This window comes from Comamonas sp. Y33R10-2, assembly GCF_019355935.1.
In the GTDB taxonomy this organism is placed as follows: domain Bacteria; phylum Pseudomonadota; class Gammaproteobacteria; order Burkholderiales; family Burkholderiaceae_C; genus Comamonas.
Genome location: NZ_CP079925.1, coordinates 833,112 through 848,683 on the forward strand (window position 1 = coordinate 833,112; position 15,572 = coordinate 848,683).

At 57.4% G+C, this 15,572-nt stretch carries 13 protein-coding genes; 8 read left to right on the forward strand and 5 right to left on the reverse strand.

Translation table 11 applies throughout. The features are described 5' to 3' along the window. The first annotated feature begins 95 nt into the window (after nt 1-95). The 3 genes from KUF54_RS03705 (at nt 96) to KUF54_RS03715 (ending at nt 2,851) form a co-directional block, all read left to right on the forward strand. Nucleotides 96-1,310, forward strand: a complete 1,215-nt coding sequence (locus KUF54_RS03705) for a thiolase family protein (protein WP_219345352.1) — start codon at nt 96-98, stop codon at nt 1,308-1,310. 4 nt (nt 1,311-1,314) lie between these two features. Beyond that, nucleotides 1,315-2,265, forward strand: a complete 951-nt coding sequence (locus KUF54_RS03710) for an OB-fold domain-containing protein (RefSeq protein WP_219345354.1) — start codon at nt 1,315-1,317, stop codon at nt 2,263-2,265. 382 nt (nt 2,266-2,647) lie between these two features. Next, the gene (locus KUF54_RS03715) at nt 2,648-2,851 is read left to right on the forward strand and encodes a hypothetical protein (protein WP_255576283.1); all 204 of its coding nucleotides are present in this window, start codon (nt 2,648-2,650) and stop codon (nt 2,849-2,851) included. A 179-nt stretch (nt 2,852-3,030) separates the two neighbouring features. Here the strand turns inward: KUF54_RS03715 and dmpG are convergent, their stop codons facing one another. The 5 genes from dmpG to KUF54_RS03740 all read right to left on the reverse strand — a co-directional run bounded on the left by dmpG (nt 3,031) and on the right by KUF54_RS03740 (nt 7,717). Next, on the reverse strand, nt 3,031-4,071 hold the full coding sequence (dmpG, locus tag KUF54_RS03720; protein ID WP_219345358.1) for a 4-hydroxy-2-oxovalerate aldolase: 1,041 nt from the start codon (nt 4,069-4,071) through the stop codon (nt 3,031-3,033). 19 nt (nt 4,072-4,090) lie between these two features. Next, a complete protein-coding gene (gene tesF / locus KUF54_RS03725; RefSeq protein WP_219345360.1) occupies nt 4,091-5,011 on the reverse strand; it encodes an acetaldehyde dehydrogenase TesF in 921 nt (306 codons plus the stop codon). A gap of 6 nt (nt 5,012-5,017) precedes the next feature. Beyond that, nucleotides 5,018-5,812, reverse strand: coding sequence for a fumarylacetoacetate hydrolase family protein (locus KUF54_RS03730; RefSeq protein ID WP_219345362.1), 795 nt, complete (start codon nt 5,810-5,812; stop codon nt 5,018-5,020). Between the two features lie 18 nt (nt 5,813-5,830). Continuing rightward, entirely contained in the window at nt 5,831-6,670 is an 840-nt protein-coding gene (locus KUF54_RS03735) for an alpha/beta fold hydrolase (protein WP_219345363.1), read from the reverse strand. 69 nt (nt 6,671-6,739) lie between these two features. Further along, the gene (locus KUF54_RS03740; RefSeq protein ID WP_219345364.1) at nt 6,740-7,717 is read right to left on the reverse strand and encodes a flavin reductase; all 978 of its coding nucleotides are present in this window, start codon (nt 7,715-7,717) and stop codon (nt 6,740-6,742) included. A gap of 287 nt (nt 7,718-8,004) precedes the next feature. On the opposite strand from KUF54_RS03740, the gene KUF54_RS03745 reads away from it, so the two are divergent. From KUF54_RS03745 to KUF54_RS03765, 5 genes are all read left to right on the forward strand, one after another. After that, nucleotides 8,005-9,192 (forward strand): acyl-CoA dehydrogenase family protein, encoded by a 1,188-nt coding sequence (locus KUF54_RS03745; RefSeq protein WP_219346259.1) that lies wholly within the window; start codon nt 8,005-8,007, stop codon nt 9,190-9,192. Between the two features lie 101 nt (nt 9,193-9,293). Then, nucleotides 9,294-11,024, forward strand: coding sequence for an FAD-dependent oxidoreductase (locus KUF54_RS03750; protein WP_219345365.1), 1,731 nt, complete (start codon nt 9,294-9,296; stop codon nt 11,022-11,024). 13 nt (nt 11,025-11,037) lie between these two features. Then, complete coding sequence (locus tag KUF54_RS03755; protein ID WP_219345366.1) at nt 11,038-12,771, forward strand: FAD-binding protein; 1,734 nt, start codon at nt 11,038-11,040, stop codon at nt 12,769-12,771. Nucleotides 12,772-12,850: 79 nt separating this feature from the next. Then, nucleotides 12,851-13,915, forward strand: coding sequence for a ferredoxin--NADP reductase (locus KUF54_RS03760; RefSeq protein ID WP_219345367.1), 1,065 nt, complete (start codon nt 12,851-12,853; stop codon nt 13,913-13,915). A gap of 3 nt (nt 13,916-13,918) precedes the next feature. Continuing rightward, nucleotides 13,919-15,538 carry a FadD3 family acyl-CoA ligase gene (locus KUF54_RS03765; protein ID WP_219345368.1) on the forward strand — a complete coding sequence of 540 codons (1,620 nt, stop codon included), beginning with the start codon at nt 13,919-13,921 and terminating at the stop codon, nt 15,536-15,538. Nucleotides 15,539-15,572: the final 34 nt, after the last annotated feature.

Sequence of the window (15,572 nt, forward strand, 5' to 3'; positions counted from 1 at the left end):
GTATGTACGGGTTCGGTTTTTTAGTCTCTACAGACGATTGATTTGCCCCGCTTCATTTACACAATGAATGCACACTTTCTTGGTAAGGGAGACATATGGGTTTGCAAGGAAAAGCGGCGCTAGTAGGCGTTGCACAGTACAAGCCGCAGAAGTACGCAACAGCGCCGCGCATGTTCCATTTGGAGCAGGTGGCCGACTTGACGCTGCAGGCTCTGGATGACGCGGGTATGGAGCTGTCCGAAGTGGATGGCCTGATCACCAGCGGCGCACACTTTCATGAAGCCAGCAGCTTTGTGCCGGCCATGGCGGGCGAATATCTGGGCATTCCGCTGAACTTTGCTGAGGTCGTGGACTTGGGCGGTGCCAGCTCGGTGGCCATGGTCTGGCGCGCTGCGGCGGCCATCGAAATGGGCCTGTGCAACACCGTGGCCTGCGTGCTGCCAGCGCGCATGACGCCGTTTTCAGAGCATGACGACCATTTCAAGGAAATCATGAAGTCCAGCCGCTTTGGCGGCCACAGCACCCGCTATGGCGCACCAGAAGCTGAGATGGACTTGCCCTACGGTCATATGGCTCAAAACACGGGCTACGCCATGATTGCGCAGCGCTACGCAGCCATGTACGACTATGACCCGGCTGCGCTGGCGCGCATTTGCGTGGATCAGCGCTTTAACGCCTGCCACAACCCCAATGCCATGTTCTACGGCCAGCCCATCACGGTGGATGACGTACTGAACTCCCGCATGGTGGCCGAGCCCCTGCGCGTGCTGGAAATCGTGCTGCCCGCAGCCGGTGGCGGCGCCATGATCGTCACGCGCGCTGATCGTGCTAAGACAACCAAGAATCGCCCCGTGAGCATTGTTGGCTGCGGCGAGCATGTGAGCAGCAAATCGCCCACGTACATGAAGGACATGCTGCAAACCCCCATCGGCCCGGCATCTGCCAAGGCCTTTGAGATGGCGGGTATGCGACCTTCCGACATGCACATGGCGCAGATCTATGACTGCTACACCATCACCGTGATGCTGTCGCTGGAAGACGCGGGCTTTTGCGAAAAGGGCAAGGGCATGGACTTCTTGCGCAACAACGACTTCACCTTCAAGGGCAACTTCCCCATGAACACCCACGGTGGCCAGCTCAGCTTTGGCCAGTCCGGCACAGCGGGTGGCATGTCGCAGGTGATTGAAGCGGTGCACCAAATTCAAGGCCGTGCAGGCGACAGACAGCTGGGTCGCAACGACTTGGCCTATGTGTCCGGTACCGGCGGCGTGATGAGCGAGCAGGGCGCCTTGATCCTGAAGGGAGCATAAGACCATGGCATGGAATAAACCTCTGCCGCACCCCACGGAAATTTCAGCTCCGTATTGGGAAGGCCTCAAGGCCCATGAAGTGCGCATTCAGCAATGCGACCGCGGTCACTCGCTGTTTTTCCCGCGCACCCATTGCCCTACCTGCGGCTCGCGCTCCTTAAAGTGGAGCGTAGTCTCGGGCGAAGGCACGCTCTACAGCTTCACCATTGCGCGCATTCCCACTATGCCCGATTTCACGGACGAGATGCCTCAGGCTCTGGCCGTGGTGGAGCTCAAAGAAGGCGTGCGCATCAACACCACCATGGTGGGTGTAGACCCTGAAGCGCTCAAGATTGGCATGGAAGTGCGCCCGGTGTTTGACGATCGCCCTGTTGAAGTCACATTGCTGCGCTTTACGGACAAGGCAGGCAGCTTCCCATCGGTCATGCAGGCCGAGGCGCAAGAGGCGCCCGCTGCAGTTGCCGCCGAGGTGCAGGAAGATGCAGCGCCCAAGCGCCAGATCTCCATCAAGGATATCGACGCGATGAAGTCGCTGGTGTCTGAAGAGTACACGGCTTGGTCTAACGAGTTTGCGGTGACGCAAGACGTTATCAACGACTTTGCCAAGCTCTCGGGCGATGACTACTGGATCCACACCGATCCGGTGCAGGCCAAGGAAAAGAGTCCGTTTGGCACCACCATCGCCCATGGCGCGCTGGTGCAGATTTTGACCAGCCAGTTGCGCATTCCGCTGGATTTTGAAGTCACAGGGTTTAACAACATGGTCAATTACGGCTCTGACCGCCTGCGCTTTCCATCGCCTGTGCCATCGGGTTGCAAAATCCGTGCGCGCAGCCGTATCAAGGCGGTAGAGCAGGTCAAGAGTGGTGTGCAGATGACCATGGAGATCAACATCCATGTGGTGGGGCAAGACCGCCCTGCGGTCATCAACGACCTGGTGATTTTGTACATGTAATCACCGCGCCCTAGTAGTAATGCGGCTTGGGCATTTCAGTTTCTTCAAGGTTTGGGCTTTGCTTTGGCAAAGCCCTTTTTTTGTGCTCGCGGGCTTAGATGCGCTGCTTCGACTCGCTCATTCGATGGACGTTATGTTTATTAAAGAAATTGGTCTCTAGTCCTTTATTGGTATAGATCTATAGCTATGAATTTCATACTAAGCGCCGCTGCCCCGAATCGAGGGCGCAAGGGTTATCCCATGCGACTTGAATTACTCAGAGTCTTGGCTTGGGGTTGTTCCTTAGGTAGATACCTAGTCATCAACTTGGACGATGTTTGTTGTTTGCCGGCTGGAGATACTGGCTTACCAATTGGCCGGTGAGCCGATAAAGGAGACAACGATGAAGACTCTTTTTTGCTGGAAAAACGCTTTGCGTGCAATGCTGTTGGTGGTTGGCGTGCTGGGCCTGTCCTTGCCGTTTATGAGCCAGCAAGAGGATTCAGGCTCTTCTGTGCAACAGGTGGCCATGGTGCAACTGCCGCAGGGCATCAACGCGGGTGAAACGCACACTTCGTGGAACGCGGTGTTTGCTGCTAGTCGCTAATCACTAATTAAGTTTGATTGAGCGCTCTTGTCCGGCCTCTCTTTGCGGGAGGCTAGCAGGAGCGCTTTGTTTTTTTGCCGCAGAGTCGATTGCATTGCTGATTGCATGACTCCATGAAAAAAGGTTCAGCGACCGCCCCAAGCAGTCGCTGAACCTAAAGGCAAATTAGAGATGAAAAATTACGCGGCGACTGCCTGCTTTTGACGCTGGCGCACCAAAGTCAGTGCGGTGTCTTCAATCATGTCTTCTTGGCCGCCCACCATGCCGCGGCGGCCCAGCTCCAGCAGCAGTTCGCGTGCAGGAATGCCGTACTTGGCTTCAGCGCGCTTGGCAAACAGCAAGAAGCTGCCGTATACGCCGGCATAGCCCAGCGTCAGCGCGTCGCGGTCAATGCGGATGGGGAAATCCATCAAGGGCACGACCAAGTCTTCGGCCACGTCTTGAATCTTGAACACGTCCACACCGGTATCAATGCCCATGCGTGCGCACACGGCGATCAGCACTTCCAAGGGGGTGTTGCCCGCGCCAGCGCCCAAGCCCGCAGCTGCGGCATCAATGCGGTTGGCACCGACTTCGATCGCGGCCAGCGAGTTGGCAATGCCCATCGCCATGTTGTGGTGGCCGTGAAAGCCCAGCTCCGTGTCGGGGCTAAGTGCTTGGCGCACGGCGCCTAAGCGCTCTTTTACGTCGTCGGGTAGCATGTAGCCGGCCGAGTCGGTGATGTAGATGCAATTGGCGCCATAGCTTTCCATCAGCTTGGCTTGCTTGACCAGGCCTTCAGCACTGTTCATGTGAGCCATCATCAAAAAGCCCACCGTGTCCATACCCAGCTTGCGGGCGAAGGAGATGTGCTGCTCAGAGACATCGGCCTCAGTGCAGTGAGTAGCTACGCGGATGGTGGATACGCCCAGCTCGTGCGCCATCTTCAGGTGATCGACCGTGCCGATGCCGGGCAGCAGCAAAGCGGAGACCTTGGCCTGCTTCATCAGCGGGATGACGGCAGACAGGTATTGCTCGTCTGTGTGAGCAGGAAAGCCGTAGTTGACCGAGCTGCCGCCCAAACCGTCGCCGTGGGTGACTTCGATCAGGGGCACGCCTGCGTCGTCCAAGCCCTTGGCCACAGCCTTCATTTGCTCGAGCGAGATGAGGTGGCGCTTGGGGTGCATGCCGTCACGCAAAGTCATGTCGTGGACGGTGATTTTTTTACCTTTGAGGCTCATGTTCTGTGTCTCCTGCGGTTTAGGCCAGTGCGGCTTCAGCGGGCTCAAAGCGGCCAGCCAAGATTTCTTCGGCAAACATCTCGGCCGTGCGCGCAGCAGCGGCGGTCATGATGTCCAGATTGCCGGCGTACTTTGGCAGGTAGTCGCCCAGACCTTCGACTTCCATGTAGATGGAGACGCGGTTGCCGTCAAACACGGGGCCGTTGACCAGCTTGTAGCCGGGCACGTACTTTTGCACTTCCTTGATCATGGCGTGTACAGACGCTTCGATCTCTTCCTTCTTGGGCGCATCCACCGTCAGGCAGTGGATGGTGTCACGCATGATCAGTGGCGGCTCGGCGGGGTTGATCACGATGATGGCCTTGCCCTTTTGGGCGCCGCCAATTTTCTCGACCGCACCTGCCGTGGTGCGGGTGAACTCATCAATGTTCTTGCGAGTGCCGGGGCCAACCGATTTGCTGGAGACGGTGGCCACAATTTCGCCGTAGCTCACGGCTTGCACGCGCGAGACCGCTGCCACCATGGGGATGGTGGCTTGGCCGCCGCAGGTGACCATGTTCACGTTCATGGCCTTTTCGGCCACTTTTTCAGCCAGATTCACGCTGGGCACGCAGTACGGGCCAATGGCCGCAGGTGTCAGGTCGATCATCAGCACGCCCAGCTCGTTGAGCTTGCGGCTGTTTTCGGCGTGTACATAGGCGCTGGTGGCGTCAAAAGCGATCTGGATGCCGTCTTCTTTAACGAAGGGCAGCAGGCCGTCCACGCCGTCAGAGGTGGTCTTGATGCCCATTTCGCGGGCACGCTTCAAACCATCGGATTCAGGGTCGATACCGACCATCCACACAGGCTCCAAAATAGTGGAGCGCTGCAGTTTCATGAGCAGGTCGGTGCCGATATTGCCGGGGCCGATCAGTGCGCACTTGATTTTCTTTTGCGTCATGGTGTCTTACTCAGTGAATTGAATAGAACAAGCGCCCATGCCTTCGATGACCATTTCAAAACGGTCACCGGCAGCGGCAGGCACAAGGGGGGCGAGGGAGCCAGAGAGGATCACTTCCCCGGCCTTGAAAGGAATGCCAAAAGCGCCAAGCGTGTTGGCCAGCCAAGCAACCGCTTCAGCCGGGTGGCCTTGTACGGCGCTACCCAGGCCAGAGCCTGCAGGTTGGCCGTTTTTGGTCATCTGCATGGCGGCAGCGGCCAAGTCCAGCGAAGCCGGGTCGGTATGCTGCTTGCCAATAACGAAGACGCCGCAAGAGGCGTTGTCGGCCACGGTGTCCTGAATCTTGATCTTCCAGTCGTTGATGCGTGAATCAACAATCTCAAAGCACGGTGCTACCCATTCGGTGGCTGCCAGCACGTCTGCCTTGGTCACGCCCGGGCCTTGCAGGTCTTTTTTGAGCATGAAGGCAATTTCGCCTTCAGCGCGCGGCTGAATCAGGCCGGCAGTTTTGAGCGAGACGGCAGCGCCATCTTCAAACTCCATGGTGTCAGTCAGAAAGCCAAAGTCAGGCTGGAACACGCCCAGCATGTCTTGCACGGGCTTAGATGTGACGCCGATCTTTTTGCCAATCACACGCTCGCCCGATGCTTCGCGCAGGCGCAGCATGTGCAGCGAGATGTGGTAGGCGTCTTCCACCGTCATCTCGGGGTGGCTGTCGGTCAGCGGTGCCAGTGTTTTGGCAGCGCGCAGCGCGTCATACAGGCGCTGGCCTTGTTGTTCAATGAAGAGTTTGTCGCTCATGGTTTATTGCTTTTGGATTTAGCCGTTTTTCATGAAGTCGATGCAGGTGCGGTTGAACATGTTGCGATGCTCAACCTGCACCCAGTGACCGCACTGATTGACCAGCACGATGCGGCAGTTCTTGATGCCCTTGGCCAGCTTGTCAGCGCCGCCCACGGGGTTGAAGGCGTCTTGCATGCCCCAGAAGCCCAGCACACTACATTGGAGTTGCGGCAGTTGCTCGGTCATGTTTGGGATGAAAAGACGTGAGCGCGAGGCGTTGGTCTGTGTGAGGGCGATTGGCGCGCGCTCGTTGATGATTTCGTCAGTCAGCAGCGACTGGTCCACCACTTGCATGCTCATCACTGCGCGCATGGCTTCGGGGCCGGTCTTGCCTGACTTGTAGATGTTGAACATGTTGGCAATGCCGGGCATGGCCATATAAGTTTCGAACTCTTCCACGCCGCCGGGGGCCATCAAGATCAGGCTTTTGACATCTTCGGGGTACTTGAGTGCATAGCCCAGTGCCACTGCGCCGCCCAGCGAGTTGCCCAGTAGGGTGATGTTCTTCAGGCCGAGCTTGTCGACCAGCCCTTTGACGCCCGCGATGAAGAAGTCCATGTCGTACTGCTTGGGCTCTTCGGTCTTGGAAGACAGGCCGTAGCCCAGCAGGTCAGGAACGATGGAGCGAAACCCTGCAGCCGCAAATTCTGGGTAGTTGCCCTTGAAGTTGCTATAGCCGCTGGCACCACCGCCAGCGCCGTGCAGGAAGATGACCGGGTCGCCGCTGCCCTGCTCGTGGTAGTGAACGCGCTGAGGGTGGCCGGCTACATCGCCGATGTCCACATACTTGCCTTCTGGGATAGAAAAAGTACTCATCTCAGTTCTTTATGGTTGGAATGGGTAGGCGAAGGCAGTCTCCTGCCTTCGTGTGGAGGGTGGGCGAGATCAGGCCTTGGCTTGCCAGAGCTTGGGCAGGCCGGGGTCGGTGGCGGTGATGGCTTTTTTGAGCAGGTTGCGCAGCGTGGCTGCTTCCATCTCGCCCAAGCTATCGATCAAATCGGTTTCTACCGCCTTGGCGGCTGCCAGCACATGCAAGATGGCGGTGTTGCCTTGCGCCGTCAGTTGCAGCGATTCAGCGCGGCCGCGGCTTTCTTCCACCCAGCCTTTGCTAATGAGTGACTGCAGTGCCACAGCGCCGATATCTGTGCCGGTGTAGGTCATGTGCGAGGCGATCTCGGCGGGCGACTGAGGCTGCTGGATGCTGAGCAGGGACAGCACGTAAAAATCAGCATCCGTCATGCCGTAAGCAGCCATGGGCTTGCGCATACCGCTTAAAAACTGGAAGTGCGCACGGCCCATCAGATATCCGATGAGGTTTTCTGAATACGCCGCATTGGTGTCGGCAGCCGGCTCACTTGCCACGGCATTGGCCATGCGTGATGCCAGGGCGTAGCCACCGGTCACATACAGCAAAGGCGGGTGTGGGTTGGAGTCGTAGCCTGTGACTTCGCCCACAAAAATGATGTGGTCACCGCCGTCGTACTGAAACGCAGTTTTGCACTGAAAGCGCGCGCTGCATTCCTGCAGTAAGGGCACTTGGCCTTCTTCGGAGTCCAGAGGCAGACCCGAGAACTTGTCTTCGCCTGCGCGGGCAAAACGGTTGGACAAGGCTTCCTGCTCGTTAGAGAGGATGTGCACATTCCAAGTTTGAGCGCCTTGGAAGACTGGCAGGCTGCGTGCGTTCTTGGCCAGGCTCCACAGAACCATGGGCGGCTCCAGCGAAACCGAGTTGAAGCTGTTGGCTGTGATTCCTACAGGCTCACCATTTTCGGCACGGGTGGTGACGATGGTGACCCCTGTGCCGAACATGCCCAAGGCGCGGCGGAAGTCTTTGGGGTCGAAGGTTGCTGTAGTACTTTGCATAGGGTGAATGTCTCCTTGCTCCAAGAGTGCTTGCTATGGGCTTTTTTTGAATCCTTCACATGGACTAGCAGGGGAAAGCAGGCCTCGGTGTTTGTCCTAGGCTCTTGCTTTTTACTGCGTTAGGTCAGCTCAGAGTGCTGTCGTTTTGAGTGCGTTTGCTCGTTAGTCTGATCGGACGATGAATGGGAATTTGCATGGTGAGAGCATTCCTGTCATAGGCGAAAAAGCCTTGCCACCACACCATAAGCCGTCCGGTGGAGCGGCAACTGGAGACCTGAATGAACACAATGACAGACAACTATCTCACCCCCGATGCGCTGGCTGTGATCGAGCGTGCCAAGGCGCTGGCACCTAAGCTGGCAGCGCGTGGTCAGCAAGCGGATCGCGAAGGCAAGATTCCTGATGAGACCATTGCCGAGATGGCCGAGGCAGGTCTGTTCCGTGTGCTGCAACCCAAGCGTTGGGGTGGCTATGAAATGGATCCGCGCGTGTTCTATAGCGTGCAGATGGAGCTGGCCAAGGGCTGTATGTCCACGGCCTGGATTTACGGCGTCGTTGGTGTGCATCCTTGGCAGCTGGGACTGTTCCCGGCTCAGGCGCAAGAAGATGTCTGGGGCAAAGACTCGGGCGTGCGCATTGCCTCGACCTACATGCCTACTGGCAAGGCCGAGCCTGTGGAGGGCGGCTTCAAGTTCAGCGGCCGCTGGAGCTTCTCCACCGGCTCCAAGCACTGCGACTGGTTGTTCCTGGGTGGTCTGCTGCCCAAGCGCGATGGCACACCCGGTCTGGAGCATGTGACGTTCTTGGTGCCCAAGTCTGACTACCGCATCGAAGACAACTGGGATGTGCTGGGCCTGCGCGGCACAGGCAGCCATGACATCGTGGTGGAAGGCGCTTTTGTGCCGGCTCACCGCATTCAGTACACCAATGACCACAGCGATGCAGGTTGCCCCGGTCGTGTGGAAAACACCGGTTGGCTGTTCCGTATTCCATTTACCCATGTCTTCCAGCGCGCGGTGTCTACGGCCTGTCTGGGTGCTCTGGAAGGTGCTATCGCTTCGTTCACCGAGCGTGCAACCTCTCATGTGGGAAAGCATGGCAACAAGATGGCGGAAGACGTGAACGCGCAGACCGCGGTGACGGAAGCCACGATTGCACTGGATCAGCTCAAAGTCGTGCTGTTCCGCAATTACGCCCGCATTGTGGATGCTGCAAAAACCGGCATTCAACTGTCGCTGGAAGAGCGTTTGCTGCAGCGTGCTCAGGCTTCGTATGTGCCTAAGCTGACTGGCTTTCACGCCAATGAGTTGATGCGCGCCTGCGCTGCCAGCGGCACCTTCAAGAGCAACCCGATTGAGCGCGTCTTCCGCGATATTCATCAGGGTCGCACTCACATTGCCAACAATACCGACGCTTATGTGCGCGCCTATGGGGCACATGTCTTGGGCATTCCTAATCAGGAACCTTTCGTCTGATCTTGATCAGCTGACATTGCGGCAGTCGTCTATAGGGACCACTGCCGCAAGCGTTCTTTTGCGACAGTCCATCCATAAAACAAAAATTTCGGAGACAAGGTATGGCAGAACAAGAATATGACCTGATCGTTGTGGGTTCAGGTGCGGGTGCGTTGTTGGGTGCGATTCGTGCGCAAGAGCAGGGGCTCAAGACGCTGGTTGTCGAAAAAACAGAATTCTTTGGTGGAACCTCTGCTTTGTCAGGTGGCGGTATCTGGATTCCACTCAACTATGACCAAAAAAATGCAGGCATCAAAGATGACCTGGAAACCGCTTTCAGCTACATGAAGCGCTGTGTTCGCGGTATGGCGACCGATGACCGTGTGCTGGCCTACGTAGAGACGGCTAGCAAGATGGCCGAGTACCTGCGCCAGATCGGTATTCCCTACCGCGCCATGGCTAAGTACGCTGACTATTACCCTCATATCGAAGGCTCCAAGCCAGGTGGTCGCACCATGGACCCGATGGATTTCAACGCTGCCAAACTTGGTTTGCCAGCGCTTGAGACTATGCGCTCCGGTGCCACGGGCAATATGCTATTCGGCAAGATGAGCATCAATGCGTTTGAAGCGCATTCCATGTTGTCGCGCGAGTTGAAGTCACGCTTCACCATCGTGGGCATCATGCTCAAATATTTCTTGGACTACCCTTGGCGCACCAAGACCAAGCGTGATCGCCGCATGGCTGGTGGTCAGGCTTTGGTTGCCGGCCTGCTGGCTGCGGCCAATAAGGCAGGCGTTGAGATGTGGCGCAGGTCTGCGCTGCAAGAGTTGGTGAAAGATGCATCGGGTCGTGTGACTGGCGTCATCGTTGAAAAAAATGGTCAGCGCATCCAGGTCAATGCCAAGCGCGCAGTGTTGCTGGCCGCTGGTGGTTTTGAGCGCAACCAAGAAATGCGCGACCAATATCTAACCAAGCCCACCAAGGCCGAGTGGACTGCCACCCCCGTAGGCGGCAATACCGGTGATGCCCACCGTGCAGGTCAGGCTGTGGGTGCGCAGTTGCACCTGATGGACTGGTCCTGGGGCGTGCCTACGATGGATGTGCCCAAAGAAGCGGCCTTCCGCGGTATTTTTGTAGAGCGTTCGCTGCCCGGCTGCATGGTGGTCAACAACAAAGGGCAGCGCTTTTTGAATGAGTCTGGCCCTTACCCCGAATTTCAGCAGGCCATGCTGGCTGAAGATGCCAAGGGCAATGGCGGCGTGCCTGCATGGATTGTGTTTGATGCCTCTTTTCGCGCTCAAAACCCCATGGGGCCGCTGATGCCCGCGTCCGCCATTCCTGACAGCAAGGTGCGCAAGAGCTGGCTGAACAATGTGTACTGGAAGGGTGAGACGCTGGAAGATCTGGCTGGCCAGATCGGCGTGGAGGCTGCTGGCCTGAAGGACAGCGCACGCCGCATGACCGAATACGCCAAGACCGGCAAGGATCTGGACTTTGACCGCGGCGGCAATGTCTTTGACCGCTACTACGGCGACCCACGTTTGCAAAACCCCAATCTGGGTCCTATCGAAAAAGGTCCGTTTTACGCCATGCGCCTGTGGCCCGGTGAGATCGGCACCAAGGGTGGTCTGTTGACCGACCGTGAAGGCCGCGTGCTGAGTGCCGAGGGTAACGTGATTGAGGGTCTGTACTGTGTGGGCAATAACTCTGCCTCTGTCATGGGGCCTGCCTATCCGGGCGCGGGCTCTACCCTTGGGCCAGCCATGACCTTTGCCTTCCGCGCGGTGGCGGACATGGTGGGCAAGCCTTTGCCATTAGAGAACCCACATCTGCTGGGTAAAGCCGTTTAGGCAGGGGGCACGTATGTCAAACGCTAAAAAACACATCAGCACCATCAATCCTGTGGGCGCTGCATTGGAAGTTCGCTCTGCCGACGACATTCAGTGGTCTGACACTGCTGACGTGGTGGTTGTTGGCTGGGGCGCAGCCGGTGCCAGCGCCGCCATTGAAGCGCGCGAGCAAGGCGCTGAAGTACTGGTGATCGATCGCTTCAGCGGTGGCGGCGCCAGCGTTCTCTCGGGCGGCGTGGTCTATGCCGGTGGCGGCACCCAATACCAAAAGCAGGCGGGCTTTGAAGATTCGCCCGAGGCCATGACGGCCTACCTCAAACATGAAGTCAATGGCGTGGTCAGCGATGAAACGCTGGCACGCTTTAGCCGTGAGAGCGTGGCTAATCTGGATTGGTTGGAAAAGCAGGGGGCGACTTTTGCTGCAACCATGCCAGCGTACAAAACTTCGTACCCTGCAGACGGCAAGTATCTGTACTACTCCGGCAACGAAGTGGTGCCTGCTTACGGCAACCCTGCACTGGCCAAGAAGCCTGCGCCGCGCGGTCACCGCGTGGTGGCTAAGGGGCAGTCAGGTGCTACATTTTTTGCAGCGCTTCAAAAATCGACGCTGGCGCATGGCGCCCGTACGCTGACTCAGGCGCGTGTGCAGCGACTGGTGCGCGAGCACGACACTGGCCGCATTCTGGGTGTGGAAGTGACCGTGTTGCCCGCAGGTGATGCACGCACTGAGCGCCATAAAAAGCTCGATGAATTGGTGGCCAAGTGGCGCCTGTATCAAGCACCCCGCGCCCAAGCTGGCCGCCGTGAAGCCGCGAAAATTGAGAGCGAGCTTGGTGATAAACGTTTCATCCGCGCCCGCAAAGCGGTGGTGCTGTCTACCGGCGGCTACATCTTCAACTCTGCATTGATGGATGAGCACGCTCCCGCATACAAGCCCGGCTGGCTGACAGGCGCTACTGGCTGCGATGGCTCGGGTCTGCGTCTGGGCCAGTCAGTGGGCGGTGTTGGCAAGGATTTGCACAATATTTCGGCCTGGCGTTTCATCACTCCTCCATCTGTCTGGCCAAAGGGGCTGGTGGTCAACACCAAGGGCGAGCGTTTTTGCAACGAGCAGGTCTATGGCGCCAAGTTGGGCTACGAGCTAATGGAAAAGCAGGGCGGCAAGGCCTGGCTCATTATTGATAGCAAGCTGCGCAGGCAGGCCGCGTGGCAGTGCCTGTTTGGTGGCCTGTGGGCATTTCAGTCCATGCCCGCGCTGGCGCTGATGTACAAGGTCGCCGTCAAAGGTAAGTCTGTGGCCGATTTGGCCAAAAAGCTGGTTATGGATGCGGCCGTTTTGCAGCGCCAGTTTGACGCTTCCAATGCCGCAGCGCGTGGCGAAGCTGAGGACCCGCAGGGTAAGTCCAAGGACATGCGCCATGAGTTCAAGGGCGGCTCGCTGTTCGCCATTGATATCTCCATCAGTCAAAAGATGTTCCCGCTGGCAGTGTTGAGTCTGGGAGGCCTTCAAGTCAACGAAGACAACGGCGCGGTGATCGACGCAGCTGGCCGCGATATTTCGGGTCTGTATGCCGCTGGGCGCACGGCCATAGGTGTGGCTTCTTCACGTTATGTGAGCGGGCTCTCGTTAGCGGACTGCGTGTTCTCTGGCCGCAGGGCTGGTAAGGCTGCGGCGAAGGAGGGCGAGCAGTCAGTGCAGCTTGAGCCGTTGCAGCCAACAGCGCGGCTGGAGAGTGTTGCGAGCTAAGCCCTAAGGTATGGCGATCTGCAGATGCATAGGCGCATCGCTGCTAAAAAAAGTGTGAGTGAGTAAGGAATAACTAAAAATGAGCAATGAAGCCACAACCACATCGCGTTATCACCCGCTGCGCGTAAGCGCGGTGATTGATGAAACGCACGATACCAAGTCCATCGTGTTTGATGTGCCAGAGACGCTGGCTGAACAGTTTCGCTATCGCCCCGGTCAGTTTTTGACATTGCGATTGCCTATTGATGGTCGTTATGTGCCGCGCTGCTATTCAATGTCCAGCGCGCCTGCGCTTGACAATGCGCTGCGCGTCACCGTCAAGCGAGTGAATCAGGGGCGCGGCTCCAACTGGGTGTGCGACAAGATTCGCGTGGGTGACTCGATTGAGTTGATGCCGCCTTCAGGCCTGTTTTCCCCCAAAAACTTGGCGCAAAATTTTGTGTTGTTGGCCGGTGGCAGCGGCATCACGCCAGTGTTTTCGATCTTGCGCACGGTGCTCAAGCAGCATCAGGGCAATGTGGTGCTGTTCTACGCTAACCGTGATGAACGCTCGGTGATCTTTAAGAAGGACTTGCAGCAGTTGGCTGCTGAGTACCCCGATCGTTTGCAGATCGTGCATTGGCTGGACTCGGTGCAGGGCGCACCGTCGCAAAAGCAACTGGCTGCTTGGGCCAAACCTTGGGTGGCCAATGCCGGTCAGTCCTTTATCTGCGGCCCCGGCCCTTTCATGGATGCCGCGCAGGCCGCCATGATTGATGCCGGTATGCCTGCCGGTCAAGTGCATGTGGAGCGCTTTGTCTCGCTACCTGACGAGGAAACCTTGCAGCAGATGCAAGAAGCCGCTGCGCCTATTGAAGCAGCTGTTGATGAGGCCGTCGTGCAACTGCGTTTGGATGGCGAGGAGTACGAATTCACCTGCAGCGGCACAGAAACCATTTTGGAAGCTGGTCTGCGCGCAGGTATCAACGTACCTTTTTCTTGCCAAGCAGGCATGTGCGCTTCTTGTATGTGCCAAGTGCAGGATGGCAGTGTGCATCTGCGCCACAACGAAGTGTTGGATGCCAAAGACTTGTCCAAAAAATGGACGCTGGCCTGCCAGTCCTTCCCGACCAGCGAAAAGCTGCGCGTTAAATTTCCGGAGTAATTGATGTCAAATAACCAGAACGCGTTGCCAGAGGCTTGCTTGACCCTGCCGGGCATGTTGGCCGATGTGGTCAGTCGCTTCGCCAGCCGCGCCGCGATTGTTGAGAATGGCCAGTCCATTAGCTACGAGCAGTTGCAGCAACTGAGCCGCCAAGCGGCCCGCGCCTTGATGACGCTGGGCGTGCAGCCCGGCGACCGTGTGGCGCTATGGGCGCCGAACGCGAGCGAATGGATTATTGCGGCCTGCGGCGTGCATGCCGCGGGCGGAGTGCTGGTGCCGCTCAACACTCGTATGAAGGGCGCAGAAGCGGCTGACATTTTGGAGCGTAGCGGCACCAAGGTGTTGATTAGCGTGGGTGATTTTCTCAATAACTACTACCCTGATTTGCTCAATGGCCAGCGGCCCGCAACGCTAGAGAGCGTGGTTGTGTTGGGTGACAAGGTCATGCCAAGCGCAGACCTGAGCTGGGCGCAGTTCATGGCCAAGGCTGAAGGCACAAGCGCCCAAGCTCAGCAGCAGCGTGAGGCGCAGATCAAGCCAGACGATACAGCTGACTTGATGTTTACTTCTGGCACCACGGGTCGCCCTAAAGGCGTGATGTGCGCCCATCGCCCCACGATTTTGGCCTTTAAGGCTTGGTCTGATGTGGTGGGTTTGGCGGAAGGCAGCCGCTATCTGATCGTCAACCCTTTCTTTCACACCTTTGGCTACAAGGCTGGTTGGGTGGCGGCTTTGCTGCAAGGCTCGACGATCTATCCAGAGCAGGTTTTTGATGCCGAGGCCATCCTGCGCCGCATTGAAAGTGACCGCATCAGCTTTATGCCGGGGCCGCCCACGCTGTTTCTGTCCATGCTGGCGCACCCGGATCTCAAGAGCTTTGACTTGAGCTCGCTAGTGTCCTCGGTCACCGGTGCATCCACTGTTCCTCCAATTCTCATCAAGCGTATGCGTGATGAGTTAGGTATTAAGAACGTGACCACGGCTTATGGCCTAACAGAGTGCGGCGGTTGCGCCACTGTATGTCTCCCATCTGACGATGTGGAAACTGTGGCTAATACCTGCGGTACAGCTTTGCCGGGCACCGAAGTGCGCTGTGTGAATGAGCAAGGAGAGACGGTAGGTGTGGGTGAAGCCGGCGAGGTGCTCCTGCGCGGCTATCACATCATGCAAGGCTATTTTGAAGATGAAAAAGCCTCTGCAGAAACGATTGATGCAGATGGCTGGCTGCATACCGGTGATGTGGGTGTGCTCGACGAACGTGGCTATCTGCGCATTACTGATCGACTCAAAGATATGTTCATCGTCGGCGGTTTCAACTGCTACCCGGCTGAGATTGAGCGCATCCTCTCCAATCAGCCTGAGGTGGCGCAAGTGGCAGTCATCGGTGTTGCTGATGAGCGTATGGGTGAAGTTGGCTGTGCCTGTGTGGTGACGCGAAACGGCGTGGCGTTGGATAAGGATGCCCTGATTACTTGGTGCCGTGCCAATATGGCGAACTACAAGGTGCCGCGCTTTGTGCTGCAATTCGACAGCCTGCCTGTAAATGCCTCCAACAAGGTGCAAAAACGCGATCTTCAGCAAGTCGTTAAAGCTCGCCTTGAGCAACTGCATCAGCCAGCTTGATAAAGGTGTTTTGAAAAAATAACCCGAATTACCA